Annotated in this window: 15 protein-coding genes and 1 other annotated feature; all 15 genes read right to left on the reverse strand. The window is 56.0% G+C overall.

The genetic code is table 11. The features are described 5' to 3' along the window. Position 1: 1 nt before the first annotated feature. Complete coding sequence (locus N685_RS0117605; RefSeq protein ID WP_031410512.1) at positions 2–1,285, reverse strand: dihydroorotase; 1,284 nt, start codon at positions 1,283–1,285, stop codon at positions 2–4. Further along, a complete protein-coding gene (locus tag N685_RS0117610) occupies positions 1,248–2,174 on the reverse strand; it encodes an aspartate carbamoyltransferase catalytic subunit (protein ID WP_031410513.1) in 927 nt (308 codons plus the stop codon). Before N685_RS0117610 ends, N685_RS0117605 begins: the two co-directional genes overlap by 38 nt. Before the next feature lie 161 nt (positions 2,175–2,335). Continuing rightward, on the reverse strand, positions 2,336–3,634 hold the full coding sequence (locus N685_RS0117615; protein ID WP_031410514.1) for a solute carrier family 23 protein: 1,299 nt from the start codon (positions 3,632–3,634) through the stop codon (positions 2,336–2,338). 148 nt (positions 3,635–3,782) lie between these two features. Further along, entirely contained in the window at positions 3,783–4,322 is a 540-nt protein-coding gene (gene pyrR, locus N685_RS0117620; RefSeq protein WP_031410515.1) for a bifunctional pyr operon transcriptional regulator/uracil phosphoribosyltransferase PyrR, read from the reverse strand. Positions 4,323–4,591: 269 nt separating this feature from the next. Then, positions 4,592–5,506 (reverse strand): RluA family pseudouridine synthase, encoded by a 915-nt coding sequence (locus N685_RS0117625; protein WP_031410516.1) that lies wholly within the window; start codon positions 5,504–5,506, stop codon positions 4,592–4,594. After that, positions 5,507–5,998, reverse strand: a complete 492-nt coding sequence (lspA, locus tag N685_RS0117630; protein ID WP_084177491.1) for a signal peptidase II — start codon at positions 5,996–5,998, stop codon at positions 5,507–5,509. It abuts the gene before it with no gap. Positions 5,999–6,085: 87 nt separating this feature from the next. Further along, positions 6,086–8,860 (reverse strand): isoleucine--tRNA ligase, encoded by a 2,775-nt coding sequence (gene ileS, locus N685_RS0117635; RefSeq protein WP_031410518.1) that lies wholly within the window; start codon positions 8,858–8,860, stop codon positions 6,086–6,088. 54 nt (positions 8,861–8,914) lie between these two features. After that, positions 8,915–9,136 (reverse strand) — a binding site (T-box leader). Positions 9,137–9,233: 97 nt separating this feature from the next. Beyond that, a complete protein-coding gene (locus tag N685_RS0117645) occupies positions 9,234–9,746 on the reverse strand; it encodes a DivIVA domain-containing protein (protein WP_011230635.1) in 513 nt (170 codons plus the stop codon). Positions 9,747–9,824: 78 nt separating this feature from the next. Further along, a complete protein-coding gene (locus N685_RS0117650; protein ID WP_031410519.1) occupies positions 9,825–10,598 on the reverse strand; it encodes a YlmH family RNA-binding protein in 774 nt (257 codons plus the stop codon). Between the two features lie 107 nt (positions 10,599–10,705). After that, on the reverse strand, positions 10,706–10,978 hold the full coding sequence (locus tag N685_RS0117655; RefSeq protein ID WP_011230633.1) for a YggT family protein: 273 nt from the start codon (positions 10,976–10,978) through the stop codon (positions 10,706–10,708). A 3-nt stretch (positions 10,979–10,981) separates the two neighbouring features. Continuing rightward, positions 10,982–11,410: a cell division protein SepF gene (locus tag N685_RS0117660; protein ID WP_011230632.1), complete on the reverse strand. Its 429-nt coding sequence runs from the start codon at positions 11,408–11,410 to the stop codon at positions 10,982–10,984. Positions 11,411–11,423: 13 nt separating this feature from the next. After that, on the reverse strand, positions 11,424–12,098 hold the full coding sequence (locus N685_RS0117665) for a YggS family pyridoxal phosphate-dependent enzyme (protein ID WP_031410520.1): 675 nt from the start codon (positions 12,096–12,098) through the stop codon (positions 11,424–11,426). Continuing rightward, positions 12,095–12,919: a peptidoglycan editing factor PgeF gene (gene pgeF, locus N685_RS0117670; RefSeq protein ID WP_031410521.1), complete on the reverse strand. Its 825-nt coding sequence runs from the start codon at positions 12,917–12,919 to the stop codon at positions 12,095–12,097. The genes N685_RS0117665 and pgeF overlap by 4 nt, the downstream gene beginning before the upstream one ends. Positions 12,920–13,166: 247 nt before the next feature. Further along, the gene (locus N685_RS0117680) at positions 13,167–13,409 is read right to left on the reverse strand and encodes a YlmC/YmxH family sporulation protein (protein ID WP_025039063.1); all 243 of its coding nucleotides are present in this window, start codon (positions 13,407–13,409) and stop codon (positions 13,167–13,169) included. Positions 13,410–13,506: 97 nt separating this feature from the next. After that, on the reverse strand, positions 13,507–14,286 hold the full coding sequence (sigG, locus tag N685_RS0117685; RefSeq protein ID WP_011230628.1) for an RNA polymerase sporulation sigma factor SigG: 780 nt from the start codon (positions 14,284–14,286) through the stop codon (positions 13,507–13,509). Positions 14,287–14,354 lie beyond the last annotated feature (68 nt).

Below are 14,354 nucleotides of genomic sequence, written 5' to 3' on the forward strand. Positions count from 1 at the left end.
GTCATGCCCTTCCTTTCTCCCATGCGATTGTTCCACCGACCAACGTCATCACCGGCCAGCCTTGGCATGCCCAACCGGCAAACGGCGTATTTTTTCCTTTTGAAGCAAACGTCTCTGGATTGATCGTTTCTTCCGTTTCCAAATCAATGACCGTCAGATCGGCCGGCGCCCCGACTTCAAGCCGTCCGGCGTCAAGGCCAAAGCATTGCGCCGGCTTGATCGTCAGCCAATCGATGAGCTGTTTCAACGTAACGAGGCCCGTTTTGACCAAATGCGTATATAAGAGCGGAAATGCCGTTTCCAATCCGACGATGCCAAACGGCGCCGCCTCGATCCCTTTTGCTTTTTCCGCCGCCATATGCGGTGCGTGGTCGGTGGCGATCAAATCGATCGTCCCATCGAGCAGGCCCTCGATCAATGCCTCGCGGTCCGCGCGGCTGCGCAGCGGCGGATTCATTTTGTAATTCGCATCCAGCCCCGGAATGTCCTCATCGCACAAGAGGAGATGGTGCGGCGTCACTTCGGCGGTGACACGGATGCCGGCCCGCTTCGCATCGCGGACGACGCGCACCGATTCTTTCGTGCTGATGTGGCAGACGTGATAATGGCATCCGGCTGCTTCAGCAAGCAGCACATCGCGGGCGATGTGCACCGCCTCGCAGACGGACGGGATGCCAGCAAGCCCATATCGGCGGGCGAAATCGCCGTCATGCACCGCGCCGCCGTTTTTCAATGTATCGTCTTCGCAGTGAGCGACGATCGCCATATCGAGGGCCGCGGCCCGTTTCATCGCTTCGAACATCATCCCGGCCGACTGGACGCCGACGCCGTCATCGGTAAAGGCGAACGCCCCCGCTTCTTTTAACGCCGCAAAATCGGTCAGCTCTTCCCCTTTTTGCCCGATCGTAATCGCCGCATACGGCAGCACATGGACGTGCGCCGTCTCGCGGATGCGGCGCGAAAGCCACTCCATCTGTTCTTTCCGATCCGGCACCGGATTCGTGTTCGGCATGGCCGCCACCGTCGTAAAGCCGCCTTTGGCCGCGGCGAGCGTGCCTGTTTCAATCGTTTCTTTCGCTTCGCCGCCCGGCTCGCGCAAATGGACGTGCACGTCAATCAACCCGGGGGCGATCAGCTTTCCTTGAACGTCCACCACGTTCCCTTCCCCGTCGACCGGCAGCTCCCGGCCGATGGCGGCGATGCGTCCGCCCTCGATTTTCACATCTGTTGGCACGAGCTTCCCTTCTTTATTGAACGACATGCCATGTTTCAACCATACGGCCATGTTCGATTCTCCCTTCCATCGCCCGTTTTAAGACCGCCATCCGCACGTAGACGCCGTTTTCCATTTGTTTGAAAATGCGCGACGGTTTCGCTTCGACCAGCTCGCTCGCGATTTCGACCCCGCGGTTGACCGGCGCCGGATGCAAGATGATGGCGCCCGGCTTCATCCGCCGCGCCCGTTCGAGCGTCAGCCCGTACCGCACGTGGTACTCTTCCTTCGTCAGCCCCATGGCTTCGGCGTGGCGCTCGTGCTGAATGCGCAGCAGCATCACGACATCAGCGCGGACGATGGCCTCATCGATTTCCACGTATGTCCCGTACGGATTCGCATCATCTTTCCATTCCGGCGGGCCGGAAAACAACACGTTGGCGCCAAGTCTTGTCAATGCTTCTGCATTGGAGCGGGCGACGCGGCTATGGCGGATGTCGCCGATGATCGCCACCGTCAGCCCGGCAAACGTCCCGAACTCTTGGCGAATCGTGAGCAGATCGAGGAGCGATTGGGTCGGATGGTGCCCGCAGCCGTCGCCGGCGTTGATGATCGGGATGCCAACCGCATGACGGAGCGCTTCGAAATAGGCATCTTCGTGATGGCGGATGACAACGGCGTCAACACCGATCGCTTCCAGCGTTCTTACCGTGTCGTACAGCGTTTCCCCTTTTTGCACGCTCGAGCGTTCCGGGTCAAACGGAATGACGTGAAGCCCTAACTTTCGTTCCGCCATCTCGAAGCTGCATTTCGTGCGCGTGCTCGGTTCGAAAAACAAATTGGCGACATACATCGGCGCCGCCGGACGCCACCGGCGCCCGCGGCGGAACGATTCCGCTTCATCGAGCAAGCGGTTGATGTCTGCAAGCGGCAGTTCGCTTAACGTGAGCAGATGGGTCATCGGTTTCTCTCCCTTTTCGTTTTTGATAAAAAAAACACCTTGCCATCGAGGCAAGGTGTGATGATGGCCACCCGGTGAAGCCGAGGGCAGACTCCGGCCCGGTGCGCTTCGTTTCACACCTTTTTAAGCCTCACGGGACTTAATTAAAAGGTGCTGTTCGATTAAGCGACATGGTCGTTTTTTTCTTCTTCAAACATGTTTTCCACGGCTGACGGCCGCCCCGGCAGCACTAAATTGAGCAGGACGCCGGCAATCGCTGAGAGCGCCATTCCTGTGATTTGGAAGCTCTCGCTGATTTTGAGCACCGCGCCGCCGATGCCGATCACTAAGATGACCGAGGCGATGACTAAATTGCGCGTTTCGCCGAAATCCACGCGGCTGTCCACCAACATGCGCAAGCCGGACGAGGCGATGATGCCAAACAGCAGGATCGAGACGCCGCCCATGACCGGCGTCGGAATCGAGCTGATCAGCGCCGTGATTTTGCCGACGAAGCCGAAAGCGATCGCGATGACCGCTGCGCCAGCCAGCACATAGACGCTGTACACCCTTGTGATGGCCAGCACGCCGATGTTTTCCCCGTACGTCGTTTTCGGCGGCCCGCCAAGCAAGGCGGAAATCATCGTCGCCGTGCCGTCGCCTAAAATCGAGCGATGCAACCCGGGCTTTTGGATGAGGTCGCGGCCGACGACTTTGCTTAGCACAAGCTGATGGCCGATGTGCTCCGACAAGGTGACGATCGCCACCGGCACCATGAGCATGACGATCTGCGCCGTGACGTGCACCGGATAGTCGACAAACGGGATCAGGAAATCCGGCCATTCAAACCATTTCGCCGCCGCCACTTTCGACAAGTCAACCAGTCCGACGGCGAGGGCGTAAACATAGCCGACGACAATGCCGACAAGCACCGGAATCAGGCTCAACATGCCGCGCGCCAGCACCGAGCAAATGATCGTGGCGGCAAGCGTCACCAATGCAACGGAAAAGTGGAGCAGACTGTATTTGCCGTCCGGGCCGTTCATCGCCATCCCGACCGCTGTGCCGGCTAAGCCGAGGCCGATGACGATGATGACCGGGCCGACGACAACGGGCGGCAACAGCTTCATCACCCAGCGGTAGCCCGCTTTTTTAATGATGAGAGCGACAATGCCGTACACCAACCCGGCGAGGAAGCTGCCAATCATCGCCGCCCCCGGGCCACCGGCCGTTTTCGCTGCGATGATCGGCGCGATGTAGGCGAACGATGAACCGAGATACGCCGGCACTTGCCATTTCGTGATGAGCAAAAACGCCAATGTCCCAAGCCCGCTCGTGAGCAAGGCGATCGACGGATCCAACCCGACCAAATACGGCACCAAAATCGTCGCACCGAACATCGCGAACAAGTGCTGCAAGCTTAATGTCACCCATTGCCCGACCGTCGGGCGCTCTTGAATATCCAACACCGGTTTGTTCATGTTCTCCGCTCCTTTCGCCTGATCAGCGAATGTATGTGCACAAAAAAACCTCTTTGGCCCGCGAAGGCACAAAGAGGGTGCAGAAACAGCCGAAACCATTCCGCCCCTTTGGCAGCCTCGCGGGACTGCGCTTAAAAGGGAGCTTGCGCTATTTTTCATGAATCGATACTTGATCGACGCCATCGACTTCGGACAGTTCGACGACAATCATTTCCGCGCTCGAGGTCGGGATGTTTTTGCCGACGAAATCGGCGCGGATCGGAAGTTCCCGATGCCCGCGGTCGACCAGCACGGCGAGCTGGATGCGCGCCGGGCGGCCCAAGTCCATAATGGCATCCATTGCCGCCCGCACCGTCCGGCCGGTAAACAGCACGTCATCAACCAAAATCACTTTTTGTTCGCTGACCGGAAACGGTACGTTCGTCCCTTTGACAAGCGGCTCATGGTCATCCGTTTTCACCGTCAAATCGTCGCGGTACAGCGTAATATCGAGTTCGCCGACCGGAATGGGCGCCCCTTCAATTTGTTCGATCCGCTCAGCCAGGCGGCGTGCCAAGTAAATGCCGCGCGTTTTGATGCCGACCAGCACGCAGCCGTCAATGCCTTTGTTCCGTTCGATGATTTCATGGGCGATGCGCGTCAACGCGCGGCGAATCGCCTGTTCATCCATTACAACCGCCTTTTGCATTCCGTCCACCTCCTCCAACCGGGCCTGCCGCTCTCATGCATCGGCGCCAGCCCTCGGATTCGTCCAATGGTCGATGACGTTTTGCTCGCGTTTTCCTGTTTGCACAAAAAAATCCCCCGCCTGTGAAGCGGGGGTGCGGCCCATCATGTTTCAAAAAACGGGCATACGCTGCCTATCTCTTGTTGATCCGACCCCTTTTCAGCCTCACAGGACTGAACTTAAAGGTTCCTGTTCACCTGTTCTCATTGTAAAGGGAGCGTGTTCGTTTGTCAATCGTTTTTTCGCAGCCATTCGAGCAGCTCGGCAAACTCCGGCGGCAACGGCGCTTCAAATTCCAAATAGTCGCCGCTTCGCGGGTGATGGAAGCCAAGCACCCCGGCATGAAGCGCCTGACCGTCGATCGGGAGCGTCTTTTTCGGCCCGTATTGCGGGTCGCCGGCGAGCGGGTAGCCGATATATTTCATATGGACGCGAATCTGATGCGTCCGTCCCGTTTCCAGCTGGCATTCGACATACGTATATCGGCGAAACCGCTCGAGCACGCGGAAATGAGTGACGGCTTCTTTGCCGTTTTCTTCGGTGACCGCCATTTTTTTTCGGTCGCGTTTGTCGCGGCCGATGGGAGCGTCGATCGTGCCGTAATCATGCGGAATGACGCCATGGACGATCGCCTTGTAGCGGCGCGTCACCGTTTTGTTGACGAGCTGCTCAACAAGCGAGCGATGGGCGGCATCATTTTTCGCCACCATCAACAGCCCTGATGTATCTTTGTCAATCCGGTGGACGATGCCGGGGCGCAGCACGCCGTTGATGCCGGATAGGTCGCGGCAATGGGCGAGCAAAGCGTTCACCAGCGTGCCGCGCATATGCCCGGGCGCCGGGTGGACGACCATGCCGCGCGGTTTGTTGACGACAAGGACATCCTCGTCCTCGTAATAAATGTCGAGCGGAATCGGCTCCGGCTCCACATGAAGCGGCTCCGGCTCCGGCGGCGAGATGGCGACCGAGTCGCCCGCTTCACATTTGTAATTCGCCTTCACCGTGCGGCCGTTGACCGTCACGAGCCCGTTTTTGATCCATTGCTGCACTTGCGAACGCGACCATTCGTCATTCAGCGCCGCAATCACTTTATCAATCCGCTCGCCGTCATATTCGTCTTCGATGTGAAATGTAATCGTGTCCATCTACTCATTCCCTTTCTCTGGTGTCGCGAAAAAAAATAGATGAATAAACAGCAAGATGACGCCGACTGTCAGCGCCGAGTCGGCGATATTGAACACCGGAAAGCTGTACGTGCCGATGTACGTATGGATAAAGTCAACCACTTCTTTCCGGAATACGCGGTCGATAAAATTGCCGATCGCCCCGCCGAGCATCAGCCCAAGCCCCACGCCGGCCAGGCGCTCGGAAGGCTTCAGGCGGCGGATGTAAATCACGATCGCCGCCACGACGATCACCGTAATCAAATAAAAGAGCCAAAACTGCCCTTCCAGCATGCCCCATGCCGCTCCGCGATTGCGGTGCGACGTAATGTAGAGCACATTATCGATGATCGGGATGCTTTCCCCAAGCCGCATAGAGCGGACGACAAGCCATTTCGTCCATTGATCGAGGATGATGACCGCCGCCGCGAGCCAATAATATGCCACCGTGCCAAATCCTCCTGTCCTTCTCATTCATCCTTTTTGCATTGTAGCATAATTCGCCATGGCAAACAAATGAAGCGGCAAGGCCGCCCCTTGAGGCCGCCTTGCCGCTTTTCGCTACGCGGAATAATGTTCGTTCACAATGTGCGCACAACGCGGGCAAAGCGTTGGATGCGATGGATCGGCGCCGACTTCTTTCGTCACCGTCCAGCACCGCTCGCACGTCTCGCCTTCGGCCGGGCGGACGAGAACCGCCGCATGGGTAAGCCGTTCGGCTCCCGCCGGTGCGGCGTCGTACGGTTCATCGGCGACCGAAAAGGCAGAGACGATGAGGAGCTGGCGCAAATCAGCGTCAAGCGACGCCAACAGCTTGCGCGTCTCGTCTTTCGGATAAATCGTGACGCTTGCGGTCAGCGATTTGCCGATCACTTTTTCATTGCGGGCGTTCTCGAGCGCTTTGAAAATATCATCGCGCACATCCATAAACGCATCCCATTTCGCCAACAGCGCTTCTTCGCCATCGATGGCGATCGGCTCCGGCATGTCGGTGAGCTGGACGCTTTCGACGTTTTCTCTCCGGTTCGGGATATGCTCCCACACTTCATCGGCCGTGTGCGGCAAAATCGGGGCGATGAGCTTCGCCAACACGACAACCGTCTCGTACAGCACCGTCTGCACGGCGCGGCGGGCGCGCGAATCAGCCGCTTCAATGTACAAAATGTCTTTTGCCATATCCAAATAGAACGCGCTCAATTCCACGGTGCAAAAATGGTTCATCTCATGATAGACGGCGGCAAAATCGTAGCTGTCATACGCCTTTTTCACTTTGGCGATCAGCTTGTTCAGCTTTGCCAGCATATAGCGGTCGACTTCGCCAAGCTCCCCAACCGGAACGGCGTTTTGGTTCGGATCGAAGTCGAACAAATTGCCGAGCATAAACCGGAACGTGTTGCGGATTTTCCGGTACACTTCCGACACTTGTTTCAAAATATGATCAGAGATGCGCACGTCGGCCTGATAGTCGACCGAGGCGACCCAAAGGCGCAAAATGTCGGCGCCAAATTGTTCCATCACTTTCGCCGGCACGACGACGTTGCCGAGCGATTTGCTCATTTTCCGCCCCTCGCCGTCTAAAACGAAGCCGTGGCTCAACACCTCTTTATACGGTGCTTTGCCGGTAACGGCGACCGCCGTCGACAACGACGAGTTAAACCAGCCGCGATATTGGTCAGACCCTTCCAAGTACAAATCAGCCGGACGCTGCAAATCATCGCGCTCGACGAGCACCGCTTGATGCGACGAGCCGGAGTCAAACCAGACGTCCATAATGTCCGTTTCTTTCGTAAAGATGCCGTTCGGGCTTGACGGATGGGTGAATCCTTCCGGCAATAAGTCTTTCGCCTCGCGCTCAAACCAAACGTTCGAGCCGTATTGGCGGAACAGGTTCGACACATGCTCGATCGTCTCATCGGTGATGATCGGCTCGCCGTTTTCGCCGTAAAAGACCGGAATCGGCACACCCCACGCGCGCTGGCGGGAAATGCACCAGTCGCCGCGGTCGCGCACCATGTTATGGATGCGGATTTCGCCCCATTCTGGCACCCATTTCGTTTCCTTAATGGCGTCAAGGAGCTGGCCGCGAATTTTATCAATCGAGGCAAACCATTGCGTCGTCGCCCGGAAAATCGTCGGCTGCTTCGTCCGCCAGTCGTGCGGATACGAGTGGGTGATAAAGCCGAGCTTCAGGAGCGCTCCGACTTCCTCAAGCTTTTGCGTAATCGCCTTGTTCGCTTCTTCATAAAACAGACCCGCAAACCCGGGCGCTTCCTCGGTCATGTAGCCGCGCTCATCGACCGGGCAGAGCACCGGAAGCCCATATTTTTGCCCGACGAGAAAGTCGTCTTCCCCGTGGCCCGGCGCCGTATGGACGCAGCCGGTGCCGGCGTCGGTCGTGACGTGCTCGCCGCAGACGACCAGCGAGTCGCGCTCGTAGAACGGATGTTGGGCGACCACGTATTCAAGCTCTTTCCCTTTGACCGTTTTGACGACGGACCACGACGCCCAGCCGACTTCGTTCGTCACTGATTCGGCCAAGGAGGCGGCGACAACGTATTTCTGCCGGTTTGCGTCGATGACATGGTAGTCCAATTCCGGATGAACGGCGATCGCCAAGTTCGCCGGAATCGTCCACGGCGTCGTCGTCCAAATGACGATCCGCACGTCGCCGTCCAGCACGCCTTTGCCGTCTTTCACCGGAAACGCCACATAAATCGACGGTGAGCGTTTGTCTTTGTATTCGATTTCCGCTTCGGCGAGCGCCGATTCGCTCGACGGCGACCAATAGACCGGCTTCAGTCCTTTGTAGATGAGCCCTTTTTTCGCCATTTCACCGAACACTTTAATTTGTTGGGCTTCGTATTCCGGCTTGAGGGTGATATACGGGTTGTCCCAATCGCCGCGCACCCCGAGCCGCTTGAACTGCCGGCGCTGGTTGTCGATTTGTTCATACGCGTACTGCTCACACCGCTTGCGAAACTCGGCGACGCTCATCGATTTGCGGTCGACGCCTTGTTTCGCAAGCGCCGTTTCAATCGGCAAGCCGTGCGTATCCCAGCCCGGCACGTACGGGGCGCAATAGCCGTTCATCGATTTGTAGCGGACGATGATGTCTTTTAGAATTTTGTTTAACGCATGGCCGATATGAATGTCGCCGTTGGCGTACGGCGGGCCGTCGTGCAGGACAAACAGCGGCCGGCCTTTCGTCCGCTCCTGCACTTTCCGGTAAATGTCCATGTCCTCCCATTTTTTTTGCATTTCCGGTTCCCGCTTCGGCAAGTTGCCGCGCATCGGAAACTCGGTCTTCGGCATGAGCAGTGTTTCTTTGTAATCCATCGTTGCTCCTCCTTTGAACAATATAATTCCAAATAAAAAAACCGTTCTCTCCCGGCAAGGGACGAGAACGGTCTCGCGGTACCACCCTTCTTGGCCATGCCAAAGACGCACAGCCCTCTTTCCATTCGTAACGGGAATGACGCGCCATGTCCTACTCGTTGTTTCGGCATGGAACTCCAGGGTGATGTTCACTCTTGCGCCGATGCCAGGCTTCCACCATCCCCGGCTCGCTACGACCGGTCGTGCAAGAGCTACTGTCCCTTTCATCGTCGATGGTTATTTCGCGATCCATCCGGAAAAAAGCCAACCGCCTCCCACGGCGGCTGATGCGGCGATTTTTGCCAACTATTATAACTGAAAGGCCTTCGGTTCGTCAAGGCTGTGACAGCGGTTCTCTCGCCCCTTCTTCCAAATCCGGCGCCTCATACTCCATCAACTCGTCCCAATCGCGGCTGTTGATCATATCGAGCTGGGCCTCGACCAACATGCGGAAACGGGCGCGGAACACTTTCGACTGCCGCTTCAGCTCCTCGATCTCGAGGGCGATTTTCCGCGATTTCGCCAATGCATCGCTGATGATGCGCTCGGCGTTTTTTTCCGCCTCTTTAATGATCAGCTTCGCCTCTTTTTGCGCATTCCGCTTCACTTCTTCCGCTGCTTCCTGTGCAACAAGAATCGACTTATTGAGCGTCTCTTCAATGTTCGCAAAGTAGTTCAGCTTTTCCGTCAGTTCGGCCACTTTTTCTTCTAGCTGCTTTTTTTCACGGATGAGCATTTCATAGTCTTTAATGACTTGATCGAGAAACTCGTTCACTTCGTCTTCATCATACCCGCGAAACCCGCGGCTGAATTCCTTGTTGTGAATATCCAATGGCGTCAACGGCACAACGGCCACCTCCGTCTCCATCATTCCTTTTCTTCACTTTCATTCGACACGGTTTGCCGATTTCCTGCCGTCATTTGCTTATTTTTGTCGGCCGATCTGAACGAGCCAGCGCTCTTTTTTCGTCGGCCCTTCCACCGAAAACAGCTTACAGCGGCCAAAACCGCGCGCCGACAGGACATCGCCCGGTCCGCAGAGGAAATCCGGCTTGTCCACCACCTTCCAGTTGACTTTGACAAGCCCGCTTTCAACAAGCGCACGCGCTTTCTCGCGCGCAAGGCGAAACGCCTGAGCGAGCACAGCATCGAGCCTTAGAGAAGACACCGTGACCGTTCCTTCCTCCCACGTTTCAGCAAGCGGCATGGCAGCCGACAGCGGCAGCGGCTCCAACGCCACCCGGGCTTTGCCGATCGTTTCGACATGCAGACGAACATAGTCGGCGACTTCGGCAGCAACAAAAAACTGAATTTCTCCATTCCGAACGAGAATATCGCCAAACTTGCCGCGCCGCAAGCCAAGCGACATCAGCGCCCCCAACACGTCGCGATGTTCAAGGGAAACGAATTTCGCCGGATAACGAACCGCAAAAAGCGCGATCTCATAATCGTTTTCCTCCGGCGCAAAATATGGCGGATAGAGCAGCCCCCGCTTCCGCTCGACAGACGAAGCCCCTCCAAAAAACGAGACGCGCACGTCCCCGCCGTTGCCGATGAGGCTTTGCACGATTTGCTGCTCGCGCGGATCGAGAAAATCGGTCAACTTCGGAGCGTACTGACGGCTCACCATCTCCTTCCACTCGAGCACTTGATCAATGAACGGATGTTCTTCTTTGCGAAAATGCTGATACAGCTCCACTCAACGTCACCTTGCTTTCATAGAAGAAAGGAACCCACAACGGATTCCTGCCTGTGAGTTCCGCCCTTCCGGACAGAGAGCGGCGGCGCCATGCGCACAAAACGAAGCTAAAACTGCGACTGAAGAATGTCAAACAGGGCGTGAAGACCTCTTGTCGCAAATTCAAGGACGATAAACGCAACGATCGGGGAGACGTCAATGATGCCAAGCGGCGGAATGACGCGCCGAAACGGCTCCAAATACGGCTCGCAAATGGCGGCAAGCATCTGTCCAAACCGCGTTTCGCGCGCATTGGGAAACCACGACATTAAAATATAAATGATCAGCGCATACGAGTACACTTGAATCACTGTCGTCAAAAACGTGAGTACATAATCCAACAGCTACCACCTCTTCATCGGTCTGTCATCCTCGCCGTCGAGCGAAATCGAGCCGCTGACGTCGACGTTTTCCGGGGTGCATAAAAAAATTTTCGTGCCGACTTGCTGAATGTCGCCGCCAATGGCGTACACCGTACCGCTTAAAAAGTCGACGATCCGCTTCGCCTGCTCATGCTGGATGCGCTGCAAGTTGACAATGACGGCGCGCCGGCTCTTCAAATGGTCGGCAATCTCCTGCGCCTCGGCATACACCCGCGGCTCAGCAAGCACCACTTTCGCCGATTTTTGCACACTTTGCAGGCTGACAACGTTCGCCTTGCCTGCCGTCTTCGGCAGCGCCTCTTCTTCCGGCTGTGGCGCCTCATATTCTTCTTCATAGTCTTCGTAGTCTTCTTCTAAAAAATAATCACGGAATTTTTTCATCAATCCCATCCGGTTTCACCTCCTACAATGATCCAACAAGCGCGCTCCCGATGCGCACAAACGTCGCTCCTTCCTCAATGGCGATCGTGTAATCGTTTGACATGCCCATTGACAGTTCGGTGCATGGCGCATGGGCCATTCCCATCGCCTGAACGTGTTCCTTCAGCACTCGCAATCGGCGGAAGCAAGCGCGCAATACCGCTTCGTCGTCCGTGTACGGCGCCATCGTCATCAATCCGACGACTTCGATGCGCGAAAAGGCGCGAAGTTGTTCAATAAACGGAATCGTTTCTTCGGGGGCGAGCCCGTGTTTGGTCACTTCCCCGGACACGTTCACTTGCACAAAACATTTTACTGGCCGCACCGCCCGTTTTTCAATTTCTTTCGCGAGCGACAGACGGTCGAGCGAATGAATATAGTCGACCTTGTCGATGATATCCTTTACTTTGCGCGACTGGAGCGTCCCAATGAAATGCCACGTCGCTTGATTTCCGATCTGTGCATACTTTTCGATCAATTGGTCAGAGCGGTTTTCGCCGAGGTCGGCGATGCCGGCGTCAAGCACCTCCATCGCCCGCTCGGCATCGACATATTTAGTGACAGCCACAATGCGCACGCCGGCCGGATCACGGCCGACGCGGGCGCAGGCCGATTCGATTTCCCGGCGAATGGCCGCCAAGTTGTCGCGCACCGTCATGCCGTCTCCTCCCTTCGGCCGATAAACGCCAACATCCTTCCGGTCGTTCCGCGGTCGCGGCGATGGGAAAAAAACAACGCTTCCTCACAGCTTGTACAGCGTTCTGACACATAAATATGGCTGTTCGGAACGCCAGCCGCGATCAACTGAAGCCGATTGGCTTCCTTTAAGTCGAGCGCATATTGCCCAGGGCTTGTTTCCCGCCATGGCAACGGGCGATCCTTCGGAAGAGCCGCGCGCAAACCGGTGATCACCCGATCATCGACCGTGTAGCAGCACCGACCGATAGCGGGGCCAATGGCGACATAAATGGCGCCTGGCTCAATCCGTTCCTGCTCCCGCCAACGCTGCACCATCTTTGGTGCAATCCCACGCGCCGTTCCCCGCCAGCCGGCATGAACAAGACCGAACAGTCCAGCCGACGGCGCCGCAAAGTAAACGGGCACGCAATCAGCGAAACAAAGAGCCAACAACACTCCCGGCTCCGCTGTGTACAGCCCGTCAACGCCCGGAATGGCGGTGCCCCGATCATCGGCCCCTTTCCCGCGGTCGTGTTTGGTCACTTTCTGAATCTCGGCACCGTGCACCTGCTCGCAACACACCCAATGCTCAAGCGGAAAAACGAGCCATTCTCCGAGACGGCGACGATTGTTGACAACAGCCGTGCGATCGTCGCCGACGTGCAGCCCCATATTCAGCGAAGCGAACGGCCCTTTGCTCTCCCCGCCATGTTTCGTCGTCAATCCAGCGACGGCTCCAGCAAACGGAGGCGCACCGCAGCGGAGCCATCCGCCGGCTTCTTGTTGAAAAATGTCCGGCATTCGCGTCAACCTCACGCTGTTTTTTGTAGTTTTTTATCACTTTTTTTCCTATTTTATCATAGTTTGTTTGTCCATGATAACCTTTATTTATGATTTTGTCGAAACATTGCCGCGGAAATTGTCCAACCCCCATTGCCGCCCGAAAACCGCGCTGGCGGCATAGCCGATCTGCCCACGAAAAGCGGAAAGGTCTGCAACGTCGTCCTGCTGCGTTGCAAGCGACGGGGCCAATCGTTGCACCAGCCGTTTAATCGGAATCATGAAGGCGGACTAAAATCACATCGGCTCCGATCTTGACGATGTTCTGCCATGGAATGACGACCGCCTCTTCGCGGCCGAACAGCCCGAGCATCTTTCCAGCGCCTAAAATAATGAGCGAGCGGATTTTTCCAGTATCTAAATCAATATCAATGTCCCCAATATTGCCAAGCTTTTTCCCATTGGCTACATTGACGACATCTTTCGTCTGAAATTCAGAAATTCTCATCACGGTTTTTCTCCCCGCCTTTCCTCTCTCCCTCTTTTTCATCTATATGAAGCCAAATGTGCAGTTATGTGCCAAAGAAAAAGGCTGCACCTGCAGCCTGTCACACTTGGATGTTTTTATTCATTTGCCGGATTGCCGCTTTTTCGAGCCTGGACACTTGCGCTTGGGAAATGCCGATTTCCTCGGCTACTTCCATTTGTGTCTTTCCTTGGAAAAATCGTTTGCGGATAATCATTTTTTCCCGCTCATTCAACCGCCGAAGCCCTTCCTTCAAGGCGATTTCTTCGATCCATTGGCTGTCGCGGTTGCGTTCATCGCTCAGCTGGTCCATCACGTAAATGGGGTCGCCGCCGTCGTTATAAATCGGCTCAAACAACGAAACAGGATCCTGAATGGCATCGAGGGCAAAAACCACTTCCTCATGGGCGACGCCGAGTTCTTTGGCAATTTCCTCGGTTGACGGTTCTTTCGCCGTCTCGCTCATGAGCCGCTCTCGCACTTGCAACGCTTTATAGGCGATGTCGCGCAGCGAGCGCGAAACGCGGATCGGGTTGTTGTCGCGCAAATAGCGGCGGATTTCGCCGATGATCATCGGCACTGCGTAAGTGGAAAACTTCACGTTTTGATTGAGGTCAAAATTATCAATCGATTTCATAAGTCCGATGCAGCCGACTTGAAACAAATCATCGACAAATTCGCCTCGGTTGTTGAAGCGCTGAATGACGCTCAACACGAGGCGCAAGTTGCCGTTTACTAATTTCTCTCTCGCCTCCAAATCCCCCTCATGCATCCGTCGAAACAGTTCACGCATTTCCTCATTTTTGAGGACGGGAAGCTTCGAAGTGTCTACGCCGCAAATCTCGACTTTGTTCCTCGTCAAGTTGTTCCCTCCCATCAGGAGATGCTAAGTCGTCAGTTTTCAGTATCTCCTTGGAAGGGAAAAATATG

This window comes from Geobacillus vulcani PSS1 (assembly GCF_000733845.1).
GTDB classification, from domain to species: Bacteria; Bacillota; Bacilli; order Bacillales; family Anoxybacillaceae; genus Geobacillus; species Geobacillus vulcani.

Excerpts from the sequence above, each read along its gene's own strand:
- N685_RS0117605 (WP_031410512.1), bottom strand. The coding sequence starts at position 1,285 with ATGGCCGTATGGTTGAAACATGGCATGTCGTTCAATAAAGAAGGGAAG.
- N685_RS0117610 (WP_031410513.1), bottom strand. The coding sequence starts at position 2,174 with ATGACCCATCTGCTCACGTTAAGCGAACTGCCGCTTGCAGACATCAAC.
- N685_RS0117615 (WP_031410514.1), bottom strand. The coding sequence starts at position 3,634 with ATGAACAAACCGGTGTTGGATATTCAAGAGCGCCCGACGGTCGGGCAA.
- pyrR (WP_031410515.1), bottom strand. The coding sequence starts at position 4,322 with ATGCAAAAGGCGGTTGTAATGGATGAACAGGCGATTCGCCGCGCGTTG.
- N685_RS0117625 (WP_031410516.1), bottom strand. The coding sequence starts at position 5,506 with ATGGACACGATTACATTTCACATCGAAGACGAATATGACGGCGAGCGG.
- lspA (WP_084177491.1), bottom strand. The coding sequence starts at position 5,998 with ATGAGAAGGACAGGAGGATTTGGCACGGTGGCATATTATTGGCTCGCG.
- ileS (WP_031410518.1), bottom strand. The coding sequence starts at position 8,860 with ATGGATTACAAAGAAACACTGCTCATGCCGAAGACCGAGTTTCCGATG.
- N685_RS0117660 (WP_011230632.1), bottom strand. The coding sequence starts at position 11,410 with ATGGGATTGATGAAAAAATTCCGTGATTATTTTTTAGAAGAAGACTAC.
- N685_RS0117665 (WP_031410520.1), bottom strand. The coding sequence starts at position 12,098 with ATGACGGTGCGCGACAACTTGGCGGCCATTCGCCGGGAAATCGAATCG.
- pgeF (WP_031410521.1), bottom strand. The coding sequence starts at position 12,919 with ATGCCGGACATTTTTCAACAAGAAGCCGGCGGATGGCTCCGCTGCGGT.